This window comes from Bacillus cereus group sp. MYBK227-1, assembly GCF_051916325.1.
Taxonomy (GTDB): domain Bacteria; phylum Bacillota; class Bacilli; order Bacillales; family Bacillaceae_G; genus Bacillus_A; species Bacillus_A cereus.
Genome location: NZ_JBQAGK010000001.1, coordinates 933,994 through 954,294, shown reverse-complemented (window position 1 = coordinate 954,294; position 20,301 = coordinate 933,994). Strand labels below are relative to the sequence as shown.

Below are 20,301 nucleotides of genomic sequence, written 5' to 3'. Positions count from 1 at the left end.
AAATAATAAACTTTTATACATAAGGAGATAAGACTATGGCAAAAAACAAATTACTACGAATGGACAATGTCAGCATTGTTGTAGAATCCCTTGATAACGCAATCTCTTTCTTTGAGGAGATTGGCTTGAATCTCGAAGGTCGAGCAAATGTCGAAGGTGAATGGGCTGGTCGCGTAACTGGACTCGGTTCTCAGTGCGTAGAAATCGCTATGATGGTCACTCCAGATGGCCACAGCCGAATTGAACTTTCGCGATTTCTCACCCCTCCTACTATAGCAGATCACCGAACAGCTCCTGTAAACGCCCTCGGTTATCTACGCGTCATGTTCACTGTCGAGGATATTGACGAAATGGTTTCCAGACTCACTAAGCATGGTGCAGAGCTCGTTGGCGAAGTAGTTCAGTACGAGAACTCGTATCGTCTCTGCTACATTCGTGGAGTCGAAGGAATTTTAATCGGTTTAGCAGAAGAACTCGGTAATAAATAAGTAATGTTTTATAAAAAAGAGGGAATAGCTCTATATTTAAGCTATTCCCTTACTTCTATTAAAACAGATGAATGTTTTCTTTCTTGCAAGCTTCACGTAAATCGTCAGGCCATACAGAAGATTGAACTTCACCGATATGTGCTTTACGTAAGAAGTACATGCACATTCTTGATTGTCCAATGCCACCGCCGATTGTTAATGGTAGTACGTCTTCTAGTATACCTTTATGGAAATCATACTCACGTTTGAAGTCTTCACCAGTTTTCGTTAACTGCTCATCAAGTGATTTACTATCAACACGAATTCCCATTGATGATAACTCAAATGAAGATTGTAGTACTGGGTGCCAGAATAAAATGTCACCGTTTAATTTCCAATCGTCATAATCAGCTGCGCGTCCGTCATGCTTTTCACCTGAACGAAGTGCATCACCAATTCCGATAATGAAGACTGCACCGTGTTCTTTTGCAATTGCATGTTCACGATCTTTCGGTGTTAATTCTGGATATTTATCTTCTAATTCTTGAGAAGTAACGAAAACAATTTCTTCAGGTAAATACTTTCCAAGGAACGGATATTTTTCAAATAAGTGATCTTCTAAATCTTTGAATATTCCATAAATTGTTTGTACTGTTTTTTGTAAGTATTCAACAGTACGCCATTCTTTTTGAACGATTTTTTCCCAATCCCATTGGTCAACATAAATGGAATGCGTTGCATCAAGTTCTTCATCACGACGAATCGCGTTCATGTTTGTATATAAACCTTCACCAGCTTCATATCCGTATTCATGTAATGCAAATCGTTTCCATTTCGCTAGTGAATGAACAATTTCTAATTCTTCTCCTGAATGTAACATATCAAATTCAATTGGACGTTCTACACCGTTTAGGTGATCGTTTAATCCTGATTTTTTCGTTACGAATAATGGTGCAGATACGCGGAATAGTTCAAGGCGTTTTGCTAATTGGTCCTCGAAAAATGTTTTAACTTCCTTAATTGCGATTTGAGTCTCTCTTACTGTCATTAATGATTGATACATGGTGGTTTCCTCCTAAAATGTTTGGATGTTGTGAAAAGAAGCCAACAAAAAAAGCCCTTCTTTCCCAAAAAACTGGGACGAAAGGCTTTGGTTCCGCGGTACCACCCAAATTAGCAACAGAGGTTGCTCACTTATACAATACGGAGATGAAATATCTCGATACTGTTCTTCTTGTAACGGCGAAGTTCCCGGCTAAGTCTACTTTCCTATAAAGGATTTCGGTTAGCAACTCCAGGAGGTTCTTCATAATAGGCTTCGTATCAGGCTCACACCACCCCTGACTCGCTTAAACTACGTCCTACTACTACTCATCCTTTCATAGTCGTTTTGTTGTCACATCTCTGAAACATTTTATTAATGATTATTCTATACAAAAAATAAAGAAAGTCAACAAAAAGTTTTAAAATATTTTTCAATTCTTTATTTTACGGCTTTATTGATTGTTGTTAATTTAACATCTTTACTTTTTCTGCCTCGTCAATCCAAAAAATGTTTCACTGACCGAAACTAACGTATACACAACAATTAATGTGATCGTTCGGAATATAGAATCTGCAGTATTTCTTATTATTTTCATTTTCTTTATAATTCCTTTCAGTTTACTTGCAAATTCATGTTATACTATAGCATTCAAGCAGTTTATTTTTACTTAAAGCAATCATAGTCATTTATAAAGAGTATTTTCTGAATCATTGACTATTATCAAATAAGATTTTTATATAACGGAGTGATCATATGAGTAAAACGAAAGCAAAACCGAAAAAAGGTGTAGGACAAGGTACAGGAAGTAAAGGATGGAACCGTTGGCAATCAAGTGCAAAGAAAAAGGCAGCTGCCAAACCATACAAAAGTAAAGGTACAAAGAAGTAATTTAAATAACATTTGATTTCTTTACTTTGTACAAAACAAAATATAATTATTACAACAAAAAAGCTATGCCCTCATAAATTTGAAGGCATAGCTTTTTTATATTAAATCATTAAAATATCTCGAATTTCTTCCTCTGTGATTGAGGACAATTTCTCTTCTCCCGGCTCAATCACTTCAGCGATTAAATTTTTCTTACTTTCTTGCAGTTCATGCATTTTCTCCTCAATTGTTCCCTGAGCTACTAGCTTTATAACTTGCACTGTATTTTTTTGTCCCATTCGATACGCCCTATCGGCCGCTTGTTGTTCAACAGCTGGATTCCACCATAAATCATATAATATTACTGTATCTGCACCAGTTAAATTAAGTCCGGTACCACCAGCTTTTAAAGAAATGAGAAATAGATCTCCTTCTCCTTCGTTAAACCGATCGCACAGCTCTACACGATCCTGCGCTGGTGTACTCCCGTCTAAATAAAAGTATGGAATTGCTTGTCGATTTAACTCACGACCAATAATGGAAAGCATCTTCGTAAATTGAGAAAAAATTAATATTCTCTTCCCTGTACTTCTACATTCCTCTAAAATCTCTAACAGTTGTTCAAATTTAGCTGAACTTCCTTTGTAATCATCAACAAATAAAGCGGGATGACAACAAATTTGTCGCAATCTCGTTAAACCAGCTAAAATTCTAATTTTATTTTTACGTAACGTGTCTTTGTCTAAATGCTTTAACGTTTCTTCCCTTAACTTCGCTAAATAAGCAGCATAGAGACTCTTTTGATCGGGTAATAACTCCGATGATTGTAAGTGCTCTATTTTCTCTGGCAACTCATTTAATACGTCCCCTTTTAATCGTCTTAATACGAATGGTTTCACTCGCTTCGCTATATCTTCACGCCTTAAATCACCGAACTCTTTTCTTCCTGGTAATAATTCCGGGAAGACGACATGGAAGATAGACCATAGCTCTTCTAATGAATTTTCTACAGGTGTACCAGTTAGTCCGAAACGGTATTCAGCTTGGATTGTTTTCACAGCTCTTGCCGTTTGCGTTGTAGGGTTTTTAAACGCCTGTGCTTCATCAAGAAATAGTGTATGAAATGGTCTTGCATATAATCTTATATCTCTTCTCAGTAATGGATATGACGTGATTACGACATCAAATTCCGTTATATCTTTCAAAATTTTCCGGCGCTCTGCTTGGTTTCCATCTGCAATAACTGCTCTAATATGCGGGGCGAATTTTTTCAATTCACTAAACCAATTATAAACAAGAGATGATGGTGAAACGACTAATATTGGCAGTTTCTTTTCTCGAATCTCAGTCAAAACAGAATCTATAAAAGCAATGCTTTGCAACGTTTTTCCAAGTCCCATATCATCTGCTAAAATACCGCCAAAACGGTAATGAGCAAGTGTTTTCATCCATTCGAACCCATATACTTGATACTTTCTCATTTCTGCATTTAAAGTATTTGGCACAGCAAACTTTAATTTTTTCGGGTTTTGAATGTTTTCTACTAACTCTTGAACAGAATCATCCAAACTTAAAACATTGCCTTCATGAAGTCCGTTCATCCATTTTACACTTCGAATAAGCGGAACATTTACCTCTTCTCCATGTAAAAATTCTTTCCGAATACCTGATTCTTTTATAAACTGATTAATTTCATTAAACTCTTTACTCTCTAGCGATAAAAACGAACCATTCGCCAATCGATAATATTTACGTTTCTCTTCAAGGGCCGCTAATACACCTTTAATTTCTGCTTCTGGTATTCCTTTTATATCAAAACGAAATGACAACCAATCAATTCTTTCTTTTCTTCTCACTCTAATAAGAGGAACTGCATCCCCTTTACTAATTCGCAATTTGATTGCTGTTGTCGCATAAATATCAACTAAACCTTTTAATGTTGGCACAACGTGATATAAAAAGTTATACTCAGCTTCTTCATTATGCATAAAGTAACCGCCTTCTGTTTTTGCAAAAGCACTTTCACTCATAATGTCTAAAATCTCTTTTTCCTTTTTCTCATCACGGTTAAAAACAGACGGCTGTCCATCCTCTTCTAGCGGATTAATCATAACGTTCCCATAGTGAAATTCAAGACCTGCTAATAAGCGATTTTTCACGCGGTCTAAATACAATTTCGCTTTTAGCGAAGGTGTTTCAACACGATCCGATATTACTTCATCAATGTGTACAGTTCCGAGCTTCATTAATCCTGGTACAACTTTCGCGACGAAATGTTCCATCTTACTTTCTGGAATATAAAACTGATTACTATTTGAGCGACTCATCATCTTTTGTAATTCAATAAGTCGCATACAATCTTCAATGTGTAAGTGATATAATTTCCCATCGTAAAGTGCATTGTTATACATATCCATAACTTGTACACGATTTAAACCATCTATATGAAGTGTAAATCCGCCATTATTTCCCTTCGTAAATTCAAAGTGTAACGGCAACAACCCTTTTGAAACTTGTAATCCCTGAAACAGTTGTTCATTTTGTTTCAGCTGTACATATTCAACTTTAGAAAGTGAAGAGAGCATATCTTTCCATGAAGCTGGTGGTATAAATATCATACTTTCATCTTGTTTCGCATGTACTTCTAGCGTATTTTCATACATTTTTTCGTTATGATACATTTTAATGAGCTGCTGAATAATCGCATCCGTTTCTTGTTTAAAACTATGTACATCTGGTGTATATGTAAATTCATTTGAACAATGAAAAGATTCCCTTTTCTCCACCTTAGAAAGAAATTCTCTAATATGATTTATGAAATACACTTTGGCAAGTTTCAATTGAATTCCAAGAAGAGCCCCACCACTTCTCGTAGCTACTGGTGTACATATAAACTCAATATCTAATATTTCACGTGTATCAAAACGGTGTTGTTTACTTTTTGGCCTCAGTGGTTTGTCTGCAAACAGCTGAAACATACCACTTGTCAATTGATCATTTCTGCTACTAGTGGAGCTCATTCCACCTGTTTGTTGATTATAGTTTATTTGTATTAATACTGCTGCAACATGTTGACAGTACGTTTGAAAAGACGCTAATGAAGGACAACTACATTTTGCAACAACATCACCCTTTTTGGCTTTTGCTACTGTAACATGGAAATCCTCGTTCCCTTTTACTGTCGCCTCACAAATTTCTTTATTTTCATCGTAATGATCTATTATCACTTTATTTGATTTATAATAGGCTTCACCTCTTTTATATGAGGTCTCTCCGCACACTTCTTTAATAATCGATTTATTCAATGTGAAACTCATCGCTTTGACACTTCCTTAATATAAAACCATTTTCTCTTACTTAACATTTTACATGCTCCACGAGAAAATATAAAATGTTGATTTAACAAAAGAAGATGCTTATTTATAAGCATCTTCTTCACTCTATCTCCATCAACCTCTTCGCCTCAAAATACAACACTTGAATAAACTTCTTCGTATTAATTCGCGTATGACCAGAAGATGCGCGTTCATCTTTCGTCATTTCTGTCATCCGTTTTCTAACTACGGTAAAATCGAAAAATTTTGGAGCATAGCTTTCAAATTTTGGATTTGAAAAGTCTGTTAATCCTAAAGAAGCCAAATGATTTAACGACTGATAAATAGCTCGACGTACTCTTTGTTCAGACGCTTTTTTCTCTTTATCAATATCCGCCTCTAAAGCTAGATCCCCTAATTTCCTTATCGTAATATGATGAAAAATTTCTTTTAACGCAGGAAAGCCAAACTCAAATGTCTGTGCCTTTTCTTGACCATATAAATATTCCAGCATACTAAGTAAATCTTTACTTCCATTCTCTCCCGCAATACCGAGTTCTGATAGTAAAAAGCGTCCTAAATCCCCTATCTTTTTTCCTTCTTGCACTGGTTCAGTACGCAATTGCGGCTTTTCCCACTGAAACACGTTATTCAATGATTTTTGAATATCATGTATAGAACGCTCCAATCTAATACGCTCCATCACTTTGCGTACAACAGATACAACTTCGATTTTGTTTAATGGTTTTGTAATATAATATTCTACACCAATTGTATATGCCTCACCTATAAGCTGCTTCGATTCCACTTGAGAAATCATAATGATTTTCCCCGTGAAAGTTGACGCAATGTGACGAACTGTTTCAATTCCGTCCCTCATCGGCATCAACAAATCAATAAATAAAATATCTACTTTTTTAAAATTTAGTTGATCCGCTTCAATAAAAGCTCCGTCATCCGCCTCACCAATTACTTCTCCAAGATCTCCATCTTCAATAATTTGCGAAAGCATCGAACGGAAAACTTCATCATCGTCTACGATATAATAAAACAAATCTATTCCCCTTCCTGCTTTAAACTATCCTCTGGTAAACAAACGATAAACTTACATCCTCTTTTATTTTCTCGGTCTTCTAATTTCACTTCTCCGCCTAGCTCTGTTACCATTTCATTTATGTAAGAAAGCCCAATACCAGTTGACGGTGTTCCCGTTTGATCATACTTGGAAGTAAATCCTGGCTTAAATACTAATTTCTTATACTTTTGTGTAATACCAGGCCCATCGTCAATTACTTCAAAAAATATATGCTGATTTCTTTTATATAGCTTAATAATAACGAAACCTTTATCTTCAATTGCTTCAACTGCATTTGCAACTAAGTTATTAAAAATTGATAGCACTGTATACACGTGGTATGCAGCATGCTCACCTTCTATATGTTTAGAAAAACGTATATCCTTTTCTAGCATTTCAGCATACTTCTCGTTTATTCTAACAATCATCTCTGCTAACTCATGTCCTTCTACATATTCAGCCACATTTTTATCTAATAACAGTTTAGATAATCCTGCAAATATCCTTTGATTATCCTTTTTTATTTCATGCACTTCCCCCGCTATTTTCAATGCTGTTTTACTACTTGAATCAGCGCTTACTTGTAAATTTCGATATAGTTGATATGCTTCTTGTGTAATTAACTCCGCATTTTGTAACGTCTTTTTCAAATGAACAGATTCCACATATAAATTAGAAAGATGCATTAACATATTTTCATTTTCTTTTCGAACTTGCGATTCTTTTAATTTCGTTTCATATAAATTCATCATATTTAAAAAACCAAGTGCAAAGAAACTACGAAAAATAGCAATAATAATAAGTTTATTCACTTCAGAAATCGTTATTGTTGTACCTAGTACTAACATGTGATAAAACGCAAGTTCTGACATACTTGCAACAATTTCAATTGAAATTCCAAGGCATCCAATAATGATTGGTTTCTGATGGAATTTATTTACCCTACAAAGCGAAAAAAAACTGCCATAAATAAAATAATAGAAGAACACAGGATAACGCAAATAAAATGATTCTGTCATATGAAATGAACCTTGCATGATCCAGTCAAGACATACTCGGAATAAGACTACAGATATACCAACAAGAATACCTGCAACTCCTGCTGGTACTCTTCTTAAAAATAATAATAAAAAGAAGAATAGCGGTGTACCGAAGCTAACTCGAAACGTATCATTAAAGGGATGAAAGTTCAGCTCCCCAGCAATCGGAACAACGACCATTAATATAATTAAAAGGGACATATCTTTCTTCCATAATTGATTCCAATTCAAAGGTGACACTTCCTATACTTTTTTTCAGTAGTAAAAGTGAAAGCCCGCTTATTGTTATAAACGGGCTTTTTTTCTATATTCTAACCTTTTCTACCGCTTTTATTTGGCGATACTCTGGCTTCCACATTGCTTCTTGCACTGCCATCTTGATATCGTTATCACTTGAGTTCACTCTTGCAACACCTTCTGCAACTGCAACTTTCGCTACTTCAATTGCAACCATTTCTGAGATATTACGTAATTCTTCGACCTCTGGTAAAATAGGTGCTCCTGGCTGACTTGTATCTACCATACTTGCAACTGCTTCAGCAGCCGCTGCGAACATTCCATCCGTCATGACGCTTGCTCGTACTACAATTGTTCCAAGACCAAGCCCTGGGAAAATAAGTGCATTATTTGATTGTCCAATCACATACGTTACACCGTTATATGTAACTGGTTCAAATGGACTTCCTGTTGCAACTAACGCTCTTCCTTCTGTCCACTCGATTAAATCTGCTGGTTTTGCTTCAGCAAGTGGCGTTGGATTCGACATTGGTAAAATGATTGGTCTTTCTACGTGAGAAGCCATTTCTTTAATAATCTCTTCTTTAAATGCACCTGCAACAGTAGATGTACCAATTAAAATTGTCGGTTTTACATGTTTCACAACTTCAGCAAGTCCGATCACATCATTTTCTTTCCACTCACTTACTTCTGCTTCTTTTCTTGCGTACGGAATTTGGAAATCAAGAAGATCTTCCATATTATCTGTAACTAACCCGTTACGATCAATACACCAGAAACGCTTATATGATTCTTCTTCAGATACGCCTACGCGAACCATCGCATCTCTAACTTGATCTGCGATACCGATTCCAGCCGTACCAGCACCAAATACAACAACGCGGTGTTCACTTAGCGGTACACCAGAAGCTTTCACTGCCGATAATACTGCCGCAAGTGAAACTGCACCTGTACCTTGAATATCATCATTAAACGTACAAACGTCATGACGGTATTTATCTAAAATTTTTCGTGCGTTACGAGAGCTAAAGTCTTCCCAATGTAAAAGTGCTTTCGGGAATTGTTTATTTACCGCTTGTACAAACGTATCAATAAATTCATCGTAAGCTTCACCTGTTATACGAGGGTGACGATTTCCAATATAAAATGGATTGTTTAATAGTTCCTCACGGTTTGTACCTACATCTAAAATTACCGGTAATACGCGGCTAGGATCGATTCCAACTGCGGCCGTATAAACAGCTAGCTTTCCGATTGCAATGTTAATACCACCAACGCCCCAGTCACCAATTCCTAATATGCCTTCTCCATCTGTTACAACGACTAAATCAATGTTCTCAGCTGTTGCACCAATATTGGTGAATGCTTCTTCAATACCTGATGGATCGTTAATCGATAAATAAACACCACGTGGTTTACGATATTCATGACTATATCTTTGAATTGCTACACCGACAGTTGGTGTATATACAATCGGTAACATTTCACGTAAATGATCTGTTAATATACGATAAAATAATACTTCATTTCGATCATGTAACGCAGTTAAGTATACATTCTTTAATAAATCATCCGGCTGAGAACTAAATTGTTCGTATGCTCGGCGTGCCTGTTCTTCTAACGTTAAAACCGCTGGCGGTAATAACCCTTTTAAACCTAACTCTTCTCTTTCATTTTGTGTGAAAGCTACCCCTTTATTTAAAAGTGGTGTTGATAATACTTCTGCTCCTCTTAATGTTGTTTCTAATGCACCATTAGAAGCTACTGTAAACTTGCTCATAACATCCCTACCTCTATTCATATATAGCATTTCTATATTGTAAACAAAAAAGAGGGGCTTGTCCCCCCTCTTCTTTTAATTTTTCTTTAAAAGAGTTGCTCCTGCAATCCCTGGGTGCGTCATTTCGAATGGATCTAGAATTAACTCTAAGTCTTCTTGTGACAGTACACCATTTTTCACACAAAGTTCTCGAACGGATTGCCCTGTCGCGATTGCTTCTTTCGCAACGCGAGCTGCAGCTTCATAACCGATATGAGGGTTCACGGCTGTAATAATTCCTACACTCTTCTCAACATACTCTTTTAAGTGATCTTCATTCGCTTCAATTCCTTTTAAGCAATTATCTGTAAAGGCACGGAAACCGTTATTCATAATGCTAATTGATTGCAGTAAGTTGAAAACAAGTACTGGTTCCATCACGTTTAATTCTAATTGTCCTGCTTCTGAAGCAAGGCAAATTGTATGGTCATTACCAATTACTTGGAACGCAATTTGGTTAATAACTTCTGGCATAACAGGGTTTACTTTCCCTGGCATAATAGATGAACCTGGCTGACGAGCTGGTAACATAATTTCTGCTAAACCAACACGTGGACCTGACGCCATTAAGCGAAGGTCATTCGCAATTTTAGACATATTCATCATACATACTTTAAGTGCTGCAGATACTTCTGTGTATGCATCTGTATTTTGCGTTGCATCTACTAAGTCTTCTGCACCAACTAGTGGTAGTTCACTAATTGCAGCTAAATGTTTTACAACTGCTTCAATATATTCTGGGTCTGCATTTAAGCCTGTACCAACTGCAGTTGCTCCCATGTTCACTTCATATAAGTGTTGACGCGATTGCTGAATGCGTTTCATATCACGTTCAAGTACACGAGAGTACGCTTTAAATTCTTGTCCAAGGCGAATTGGCACAGCGTCTTGTAAATGTGTACGTCCCATTTTAATCACATGATCGAACTGTTCTGCTTTTAATTCAAATACATCATGCATATAACCCATCGTTTGTAATAAGCCTTCTAATGCATTTAACGTTGCGATATGAATCGCCGTTGGGAATGCATCATTTGTTGATTGGGCCATATTTACATGACTATTTGGACTAATATAATGATAGTCTCCCTTTTCCATTCCTAATAATTCAAGCGCACGATTGGCAATGACTTCATTTGCATTCATGTTCATTGAAGTACCCGCTCCGCCTTGGATTGGATCTACGATGAAATGATCATGCCATTTTCCATCAAGAATTTCTTGAGCAGCTTCTGCGATCGCACCGCCCTTGTTTAATTCCAATCTTCCTACATCTGTATTCGCAAGCGCTGCTGCTTTTTTTACAACTGCGAACGCTTTAATTAAACCTTCATGGATTTTGTATCCTGTAATTGGGAAGTTTTCAACTGCACGCATTGTTTGTACGCCGTAGTATGCATAGTTTGGTACTTCTTTTTCACCTAAAAAATCTTTTTCAATTCGAACACCATTTTTAACTTCAGTTAATGTTGCCATGATTATTCACTCCTTAACGATTTCTTATGCTGCTTTTGTTTCTTTGACTGTTTCTACATATTGTTTTGCTTTCTCATTATCGAATTCGCCTTCCCACTTCGACATAACAATGGCCGCTAATGCATTTCCTAATACATTGACAGATGAGCGAATCATATCTAAAATGCGGTCAATTCCCGCAATTAATGCGATACCTTCTAGTGGTAACCCCATTGAACCTAACGTTGCTAATACAACAACGAACGATGCACCTGGAACTCCCGCCATACCTTTGGATGTTAACATGAGAACGAATAATAACGTTATTTGCTCCGTTAGTGACATGTGCACACCGTACATTTGTGCAACAAACAATGCCGCTAACGCTTGATAAATAGCCGATCCAGTCAAGTTAAATGTATAACCTGTCGGAATTACGAAAGAGGCAACTGCCTTTGGACAACCGAACTCTTCCATTTTTCTCATTATATTAGGTAAAACAGCTTCTGAACTTGCTGTCGTAAACGAAAGAATCAATTCTTCTTTTAAAATTTTCATTAATGTAAAAATGTTTACTCCAACCATTCGTGCATTAATACCTAATACAATCACAACGAATAGTATAACAGTTACGTATACAGCTAGCACTAGTTTTCCTAGCGGAAGTAATGTCGCTACACCAAATTTTGCAACCGTAACGGCAATTAATGCGAATACACCAAATGGTGCAAATTTCATAACTTGATTTGTAACCCAAAACATGGCTTCGAGTACGCCTTCAAAAAAGTTAAAAACAGGCTTTCCTTTTTCCCCAATTGCCGCAACTCCTAAGCCGAACAATACTGAGAAGAATATAATCGGTAATAGGTCACCTTGTGCAATCGATTCAAATACGTTTTTCGGTACAATGTGAACAATTGTCTCAGCAAAACCTTTCTTCTCTGTTGCATCTGCAGTTTGTTTATAAGAAGAAATATCACTTTGCTGTAAATTACTCATATCAACGCCAGTACCTGGTTGGAATATATTCGCTGCAAGTAATCCCATTAAAATAGCAATCGTCGTAATAATTTCGAAATAAAGAATTGTCTTACCGCCTAGTTTCCCAAGCTTTTTCATATCTCCTACACCAGCTACTGCAACAATTAATGCTGAAATAACAATTGGTACTACAATCATCTTAATTAAGTGAATAAATATATCCCCAATTGGTGTGATATAAGAAATCGCCGTTTTATTGCCATAAAAGACTGCCCCTACTACAATCCCTAAAACAAGCGCGACAAAAATTTGTGTTGCCAATCCGAATTTTTTCATTTATGTTCATCCCCTTCATGCGAACGCTTTCAATTTGAATTTATAAAAGCTACTCACACATCTTATAAGCGAACCTACAAAATCATACAAAAACCTACAAGTTCGTCACAAAAAATTCAAATATTTTTCTTCTTTTTTTCATTGACACCATTTTGTTAAAAAACGATAAAATAAACTTGATAAGCAATCAGATTATTGCGTATAATCAAAAAGATATATACTTACAACAAATCAAAATGAAAAGGAGTGGATGTTATGAAAAACTATACAAAGCAATTCGTTCTATCTTCTTCTTTTCTTTTTCATTTTCTTAAAAAGGAACAAAGGCATTCGCCTTTGTTCCTTTTTTATTGCGATCTATATAGGGGGAATTGTTATGAGACCATATAAACGTGTTTTAATTAAATTAAGCGGCGGTGCACTTGCCGATCAAACTGGAAATAGCTTTAACTCCAAACGATTAGAACATATCGCAAACGAAATTTTATCCATTGTTGATTTAGGTATAGAAGTATCCATCGTCATCGGTGGCGGTAACATTTTTAGGGGGCATCTAGCTGAAGAATGGGGAATCGATCGAGTAGAAGCTGATAATATCGGTACGTTAGGTACAATCATTAACAGCTTAATGCTTCGCGGTGTTTTAACAAGTAAAACAAATAGAGAAGTACGCGTTATGACTTCCATTCCATTTAATGCAGTAGCTGAACCATACATTCGCTTGCGTGCAGTCCACCATTTAGATAACGGTTATATCGTTATCTTTGGAGGCGGAAACGGCCAACCGTTCGTGACGACAGATTATCCAAGTGTACAAAGAGCCATCGAGATGAATAGTGATGCCATATTAGTCGCAAAACAAGGGGTCGATGGCGTCTTTACAAGTGATCCAAAGCATAATAAATCAGCAAAAATGTACAGCAAACTAAACTATAATGATGTCGTTAGACAAAATATACAAGTCATGGATCAAGCGGCATTACTGCTTGCCCGGGACTACAATTTACCAGCACACGTCTTTAACTTTGATGAGCCTGGTGTCATGAAGAAAATATGTTTAGGCGAACATGTGGGGACGTTGATTAATGATGATGTTACGATGCTGGTGCATGAAAAATAATGATTTCCCACCAAAAAAGGGTGCCTTTTGTAGGCACCCTTTCCTAATTCATCATCACAAATAGAAGTCAACCAATCCCGCCACTTTCTCCTTACAACGCTCCCAAAAAGATAACTTTTCAAAAAACTCTTTCGTCATTTCTTTCGAATCATGAAAATCCTCTGTTAACGCCTTATTAACTTGTCCTACAATAGGACCACCATAAATATAAAAATTCATTTCATCATTTATATTGAAGCTACGCGAAGTAAAGTTTGTTGTACCAATAACGGTTAATTCATTATCAATAAGCATTAATTTACCATGGAACATTCCTTTTTTATAACCATATACAGTAATTCCATTATTAACAGCTTGACGTATGTATGGATACGCCGCTTCTTTTATAAGAGGTAGATCCGGTTTATATGACCAAAGTATTTTTACTGTAACACCACGCTTTTGCGCCGCGATTAAAGCATTCATAGATTCTTTATTTTTCGCTATAAAATACGGTGTTGCAATTACAATGGAGTGCTGAGCTTGTTTTATGAGCTCTATATATTTTTCAGCAACGTAATGCCCATTGTAACTAGTCATAGTATGTAATGTATTCCCTTTACTAGCTTTATTCGTACTTCTCTTTATCTCTTCTTTCGTATCTCGTTTCCAGTCTAAAGCGAATTGCTGTTCTAAATCTTTTGCTCCTTCTCCTTTAAGTCGTACATGATAATCACGCCAATATCCAAATCGCTTATCTTTCCCTAAGTACTCATCTCCTATATTAAATCCGCCTGTATAGCCAATCTCCCCATCAATCGTCGTAATACGGCGATGATTACGATGATGAAGAGAATAAAAGCCGAATGGTAATTCAGGTTTTCTACTATATGTAAAATGCACACCATTTTCCTGCAATTCATTTTTCATCTTTCTTTCAAATGATAAATCATTAATGCGATCAACGGATAAATAGACGTTTACCCCTTCTTTTGCCTTCTCTTTTAATAAGTTTAAAAAAGTATGGCTACTTTTATCATCCGACAAAATGAAGAAATACGTGTAAATGGAGCTTTTCGCTTCTCTTATATCAGTAAATAATTGTTTATAAAAAGACTTCCCTTCTACATATAATTGAAAGTCACTATAATGAGGCGCATACTCTGTCGGCATGTTTTTCCCGGCTTCCATTTTTCTTCCGAGTGTAACGTCAATATGAACCCAAATTAAAATAAAAACGAAAATAGCAATAGCAATAGAAGTAACTCGCAATATTTTTTTAATCATTTTGATTTCCTTCCGATCATTTTCTTTCCACCTTTCTATTTTGTCATTCAAATTTAGATTTCATGCTTCATACAAAAAAGGATGTGACTTAACGTCACATCCTTTTCACATTAAACAAAATTTCTCGCATCATTATTTCTTCCAAACTTATAAATCGCAATTAAGAAGAATGCAATTGCGAAAGCGAATAAAATTAAAATGTTTAAATACAACTCCGAGAATGGTATTCCTTGTTGTAGTTTCGATACTGTGTCTAACAACCAGCGCTGTGGAAGAAAATTAGCTACTTTTTGTACTGCACTTGGCATAATGTCATATGGGAAATAACAACCCGCTAGTAAGCATGTTGGTACAATGACCATGTTTTGCATCGCATTTGCCGATGATGAGTTTTTTGAAAAAGCAACAATTACTAACGACATTCCAATCGCTATTAAAGCAAATATCATCAGTACACCAACCATAACGATGAAGGGCATATTGATATTCGTATGAAAAACATTCGTTAAGAATAGGATTGTAATCATAATTTGTACTGTTAATATAATCATATTTACCCCGACGTTAGATAATATAAATTTCTTTCCATCTATCGGCGTGGATAATAATCTAAAGTACGTTCTATTCTCTTTTTCTTTTAAAATATAGCCTGATAAGTTCACTGCTGAAAATAACATAAACATAATAAGATAACCCATGGTTTGGTTCGTCATATCTTTATTTTTCGAAGTATCTTCTAACGTCTCAGTCTTCACTTTAAATGAACTTTTTTGATATCCTGCGTACATCGTATCAAATGCACTTTGATCTGTTCCTGCTACTTTACTTATCGCTGCTACATTATCAATATAATTGTACAAATATGACTTAATAAACGCTGTTACTTGATCACCTTTAATCGATGAAATTTCAATATTGCTTGGTTTTCCTTCTCGGACACTTTCTGAAAAACCAGACTGTAACGTAATCACTCCATCAAGTTTTTTTGAAGTGAGTTTATCTTCTACTTCAGATTCTTTCACTTTACTTACTTTTACATGATTGATTTCTTCTAAAAATTTCACCGTATCATTTGCTATCGACTCATTTTCTTTATTTATAACTCCGATATTTAACGTCCCTTGCCCCGCATTTCCATATATTGAAAAGGAGATTAACGTTCCTATTATCGGCAAGCTAATAATAATGAGTAACCCTTTTTTATTTTTCAAAAGGACTGATAATGTTTTTTGCATAAGCCATAAAATATCTTTCATACTATAGCCCCTCCCGTCTGCGTAATGCGATAATCGATATGAATAAAAAGAGTGCTGAGATTCCGATATTTAAAGAGATGACTGGTAGTGCCGCCCCTACATCATTTGCATAAATAATTTTCATAACGGCAGTGTTTGCCCACGTTAATGGTGATAAATTCGTAATGAAATTTTCTTCTACTACGAAGTATGCCCCGCCAAAAATAGAAGCTAGTTGTACGATAACTAAAATAATTGCTCTAGATGCTTCACCTGTTTTTGTAATATATCCGATGCCGAGGCCGAAGCTAGTTGCTAAAAGGACTTCTGTTAGTAAAATAAGTAAGACAACTCCAAGATGATCGCCCCAGTTAGCTTGAAAAACAAATTTACTAAATAAAACGACAAGTAGTATGCACAGTGCATTCGCCACCATATTACCCAATATTTTCCCGATAAAAATTTCCGCTTTCGTTATAGGTGCAGCAATGAGACGATCTCCTGTTTTACGTATTCGTTCGCCTCTAATTAAATTACTTGCTCCCATCGCACCATACAAAGCAACCATCGTTGTCATTACAATTGCATAGTAATCCATAGAACCTGGTTTTTTAGTCGCTTGTAATGCCGTTTCTTTAATATACTCATTACGTTCTCCATTCGGAATTATTGTGCTAATTTTACTAGGGTCTACTTTCTCAATCTCAACTACTACATTGTACTTATCAACAAATGTAGTCATCATTCCTTCAACTATGCTACTTTCAATACTACTTCTATCACTTCCGTAAAACTTTACCCCGTCCTTATTCAATTCTACATACGCAGCGTATTTGTTTTGTTTTACTTTTTCTTTTCCATCTACCTCTTCAGAAACTTTCTTAAAGTAAATACCAGATTTACTTACTTCTTTTGCAAATGCTTCAAATGATTGAGAAAACGTACCATTTGCTTCATCTTTGTATATCACTTGTATATCTTTAATAGTATGACTATCGCTATTAAATGCATTACTTAACGCTGTTCCTAACACAAGCATAAGTACAATCGGAAATGCTAACATAAAAACTAAAGTTCTTACGTCTCTAAATTCTCTTTTAATGTGCATAATTGCAATATTGAAGATGTTCAATTGATGAACCTCCCTTTACCTTTTCTTCATTTACCTTTTATTTATCTCGTAAGTTTCTTCCGGTTAAGGTAAGAAATACTGTTTCTAAGTTGGGAGCCTGCTCCTCTAATGAACGAATTTCAATATCATGATTGATACAGTGTTGAATGATTTTATTTAAATTATTTAATCCCGCATCAGAATTCACTTTAATTACGTTTTCTTCAATTTGAACTGCTTTCACACCGTTTATCTCTTTTAATTTTTCTACATCTAAATTCTCTACCGATTTCACTTCAATCCAAATATCTTTCGTGTCAGTAATAATTGCTTTTAACTGTTCTTTCGTACCTTCTGCAATTACTTTACCGTGATCTACTATCGCTATTTTCGTACAAATCTCTTCTACCTCTTCCATGTAGTGACTCGTATAAATAATTGTACTTCCCATTTCATTTAATTTACGTACTGACTGCAAAATGTAGTTTCTTGACTGTGGATCAATTCCAACTGTCGGCTCATCCATAATAATTAACTTCGGTCTATGAGCAATTGCACAAGCGATATTCAGTCTTCGCTTCATCCCACCAGAAAAGTTCTTCGGATAGCTTTTCTGTTTATCACTAAGTCCTACAAATTTAAGAGCTTCCTCTACCCTAGCTTTTAATTCGGCTCCTCGTAACCCGTACAATCCAGCAAAGAATTTCACATTTTCATAGGCAGTTAACTCTTCATAAATCGCAATATCTTGCGGAACAATACCGATATTCATTTTCGCAAATCGATTATGTTTCTTTATATTTTTTCCTAGTATGCTAATCTCACCTTCATTACTTCTTAACAAACCAGCAATCATATTTATCGTTGTACTCTTACCAGCACCATTTGATCCTAAAAAGCCAAATATTTCTCCTTCTTTAATAGATAAAGACATATTATCAACTGCGATGAAATCACCAAATTTTTTCGTTAAATTTTTAATTTCTAATGTATTCATCATTTTCACCCCTATTTCGGTTTCTCTGCTTTTAGTATAAACAAAAAGAATGAACCTGCTCAGTGCAGAAGTTCATTCTTTTCACATGAGAATATTCACTTTTTTCATATGAGATGGTTCATCCTCGTACCATTCTCTTTATATTGGCAACAACATCGTTACTGAAAAACCACTTGTCCCATCTACAATAATTTTTCCGTTTACAGACGCCGTTCGCTCCTCCATCCCCATAATACCGAGACCTTTTTTAACAAGAGCTACCCCTTTTCCGTTATCCTTCACTTGCACCTTAACCATCTTGTTAAGTACATGAATATCTATAGAAATAACTGTCGCATCAGCATATTTCATTGCATTTGTTAGTGCTTCTGTAACATTCTCACCGATAATTTTCCACTGAATAGGAGAAATCATATCTAAGTTCCCTTTGTATACAAAAGGAATATTCACATCATTCTTACCGGCAAATTCCTCTATGAATAATTTCATACGATGAATGCCAATTTGCTCAGTTGGAGGCTTCATATTTTTTAATGTAATGCGAATACTTTCAATTCCATCTTTTGAAATGTGAATTGCATTTTGTAATAACTCCGCAGATTTTTCTTTATCTATTTCCATTAACCTTTTTGCTGCTTCCATTTGAATAAGTGCACCCGTCATCGAGTGACCAATTTTATCATGAATTTCTTGCGATAACCGATTTCTCTCTTCTAGCTTAAATGTGTATTCAGATTGTCTTATGTACTCTTTATTTTCATGTAAGCTTTTCGTAAGTCGTTGCATATCTTTTCGCATCTTATCATTTTGCGATTCAAGCTTTACTACACGCGATATATATCGATCTGCTATAGTTAAAACGAGAAAAGAAAATGCAACAATTAATCCATAAGTCATTCGAATACTTTCATCTGCAATCGTAATTGGGAGCATCATAACAACAAAGCGTGGCCAATTCTTTTCTATGTAATGGAATGTAATTTCGTATAAGTTCAAAGGTAAAAACAAAATAAAAAATGGATGAACCCTCCATGTAAATAACATAATTATGCCAATTGACATACAGATTAATAATTTTTTATACGTATCTTTTTTAAATATAGAAATCATTACGTTTACAGAGAGGTAAATAAGTAAAGTAAATATAACCCAAGGTAAATTTACTACATTTGCGTAAATATAACTAAACACAATATATAAAAAGACAATTAATTTACTTACAGTTAGCCAAAATTCCATATCACTAATCTACTTTCCCTGTTAAGTAATAAATCGCAATTTGTGTGCGATGTTCAAGTCCAGTTTTCCCTAAAACTGACGTAATATAATTTGCAATTGTTCCTTCAGATATAAAAAGCTGTTTCGAAATTTCTTTATTCGAGAAACCTTTTGCAATTAATGCGATAATACTAAGCTCCCTTTCTGTGAAAAGGCTCTTATCAATTTTACATTCTTCCTCTTTACTTTCCATTAAATTAGACTTAATTTTATCGAGGACAACATCTTGCATAACAGTTTGACCGTTATATACTCCTTTTATCGCATCACGAATACGCTCCGGATCGTTATTTTTTAACAAATAACCTTTCGCTCCGTTTTTTACTGCATCCAAAATATATTCATCATCATCAAACGTCGTTAAAATAAGCGGTTTTGTTTTCGTCTCTTCACAAATGAACTTCGTCGCCTCTACCCCGTTCATATTTGGCATGCGAACATCTAAAAGAGCAATATCAACTTCATGCTTTTTACAATATGCTACAGCTTCTTCCCCATCATTTACAGTATCTACTACTTCGAACTCTTCGTATGTATTTAAAATAATTTTCATGCCCTCTCTAATAAAAGAGTTATCATCCGCTATTAATATTTTAATTTTCATGTTTGTTAGTATGGCCCTTCCCCTACTAACATTCACATCCTTTCTCCGTGTAAC

The 20,301-nt window shown here is 35.4% G+C and carries 16 protein-coding genes and 1 other annotated feature; of the genes, 3 read left to right on the top strand and 13 right to left on the bottom strand.

The features are described from left to right. Window positions 1–35: 35 nt before the first annotated feature. Window positions 36–488, top strand: a complete 453-nt coding sequence (locus tag ACTFRM_RS05175; protein ID WP_001107259.1) for a VOC family protein — start codon at window positions 36–38, stop codon at window positions 486–488. 58 nt (window positions 489–546) lie between these two features. Here the strand turns inward: ACTFRM_RS05175 and asnA are convergent, their stop codons facing one another. Continuing rightward, on the bottom strand, window positions 547–1,530 hold the full coding sequence (gene asnA, locus ACTFRM_RS05170; RefSeq protein WP_000284917.1) for an aspartate--ammonia ligase: 984 nt from the start codon (window positions 1,528–1,530) through the stop codon (window positions 547–549). A gap of 70 nt (window positions 1,531–1,600) precedes the next feature. Then, window positions 1,601–1,859 (bottom strand) — a binding site (T-box leader). A gap of 406 nt (window positions 1,860–2,265) precedes the next feature. On the opposite strand from asnA, the gene ACTFRM_RS05165 reads away from it, so the two are divergent. Further along, entirely contained in the window at window positions 2,266–2,400 is a 135-nt protein-coding gene (locus ACTFRM_RS05165) for a DUF3934 domain-containing protein (RefSeq protein ID WP_000047588.1), read from the top strand. A 101-nt stretch (window positions 2,401–2,501) separates the two neighbouring features. On the opposite strand, the gene ACTFRM_RS05160 is transcribed toward ACTFRM_RS05165, so the two are convergent. The 6 genes from ACTFRM_RS05160 to ACTFRM_RS05135 form a co-directional block, all read right to left on the bottom strand. Further along, window positions 2,502–5,696, bottom strand: coding sequence for a DEAD/DEAH box helicase (locus ACTFRM_RS05160; RefSeq protein WP_000011044.1), 3,195 nt, complete (start codon window positions 5,694–5,696; stop codon window positions 2,502–2,504). 118 nt (window positions 5,697–5,814) lie between these two features. Then, entirely contained in the window at window positions 5,815–6,747 is a 933-nt protein-coding gene (locus tag ACTFRM_RS05155; RefSeq protein WP_000500297.1) for a response regulator, read from the bottom strand. 2 nt (window positions 6,748–6,749) lie between these two features. Further along, window positions 6,750–8,048 carry a sensor histidine kinase gene (locus tag ACTFRM_RS05150; protein WP_002023846.1) on the bottom strand — a complete coding sequence of 433 codons (1,299 nt, stop codon included), beginning with the start codon at window positions 8,046–8,048 and terminating at the stop codon, window positions 6,750–6,752. A gap of 64 nt (window positions 8,049–8,112) precedes the next feature. Then, a complete protein-coding gene (gene malS, locus ACTFRM_RS05145; RefSeq protein WP_002182641.1) occupies window positions 8,113–9,825 on the bottom strand; it encodes an oxaloacetate-decarboxylating malate dehydrogenase in 1,713 nt (570 codons plus the stop codon). A 75-nt stretch (window positions 9,826–9,900) separates the two neighbouring features. After that, the gene (gene aspA / locus ACTFRM_RS05140; protein WP_440043109.1) at window positions 9,901–11,340 is read right to left on the bottom strand and encodes an aspartate ammonia-lyase; all 1,440 of its coding nucleotides are present in this window, start codon (window positions 11,338–11,340) and stop codon (window positions 9,901–9,903) included. 24 nt (window positions 11,341–11,364) lie between these two features. After that, complete coding sequence (locus ACTFRM_RS05135; RefSeq protein ID WP_000713293.1) at window positions 11,365–12,636, bottom strand: cation:dicarboxylate symporter family transporter; 1,272 nt, start codon at window positions 12,634–12,636, stop codon at window positions 11,365–11,367. Between the two features lie 376 nt (window positions 12,637–13,012). Here ACTFRM_RS05135 and pyrH point away from each other — a divergent pair, with 376 nt between their 5' ends. Beyond that, window positions 13,013–13,756: a UMP kinase gene (pyrH, locus tag ACTFRM_RS05130; protein ID WP_001248059.1), complete on the top strand. Its 744-nt coding sequence runs from the start codon at window positions 13,013–13,015 to the stop codon at window positions 13,754–13,756. A 54-nt stretch (window positions 13,757–13,810) separates the two neighbouring features. Here pyrH and cls read toward each other — a convergent pair whose 3' ends face one another. The 6 genes from cls to ACTFRM_RS05100 form a co-directional block, all read right to left on the bottom strand. Beyond that, a complete protein-coding gene (cls, locus tag ACTFRM_RS05125) occupies window positions 13,811–15,022 on the bottom strand; it encodes a cardiolipin synthase (protein WP_000591898.1) in 1,212 nt (403 codons plus the stop codon). 110 nt (window positions 15,023–15,132) lie between these two features. Next, on the bottom strand, window positions 15,133–16,278 hold the full coding sequence (locus ACTFRM_RS05120) for an ABC transporter permease (protein WP_000651904.1): 1,146 nt from the start codon (window positions 16,276–16,278) through the stop codon (window positions 15,133–15,135). Between the two features lies 1 nt (window position 16,279). Beyond that, window positions 16,280–17,389: an ABC transporter permease gene (locus tag ACTFRM_RS05115; protein ID WP_001020163.1), complete on the bottom strand. Its 1,110-nt coding sequence runs from the start codon at window positions 17,387–17,389 to the stop codon at window positions 16,280–16,282. A 37-nt stretch (window positions 17,390–17,426) separates the two neighbouring features. Then, window positions 17,427–18,365: an ABC transporter ATP-binding protein gene (locus tag ACTFRM_RS05110; protein WP_001093804.1), complete on the bottom strand. Its 939-nt coding sequence runs from the start codon at window positions 18,363–18,365 to the stop codon at window positions 17,427–17,429. 138 nt (window positions 18,366–18,503) lie between these two features. Beyond that, complete coding sequence (locus tag ACTFRM_RS05105; protein WP_000397690.1) at window positions 18,504–19,604, bottom strand: sensor histidine kinase; 1,101 nt, start codon at window positions 19,602–19,604, stop codon at window positions 18,504–18,506. A 4-nt stretch (window positions 19,605–19,608) separates the two neighbouring features. Beyond that, window positions 19,609–20,247: a response regulator transcription factor gene (locus tag ACTFRM_RS05100; protein ID WP_000694093.1), complete on the bottom strand. Its 639-nt coding sequence runs from the start codon at window positions 20,245–20,247 to the stop codon at window positions 19,609–19,611. Window positions 20,248–20,301: the final 54 nt, after the last annotated feature.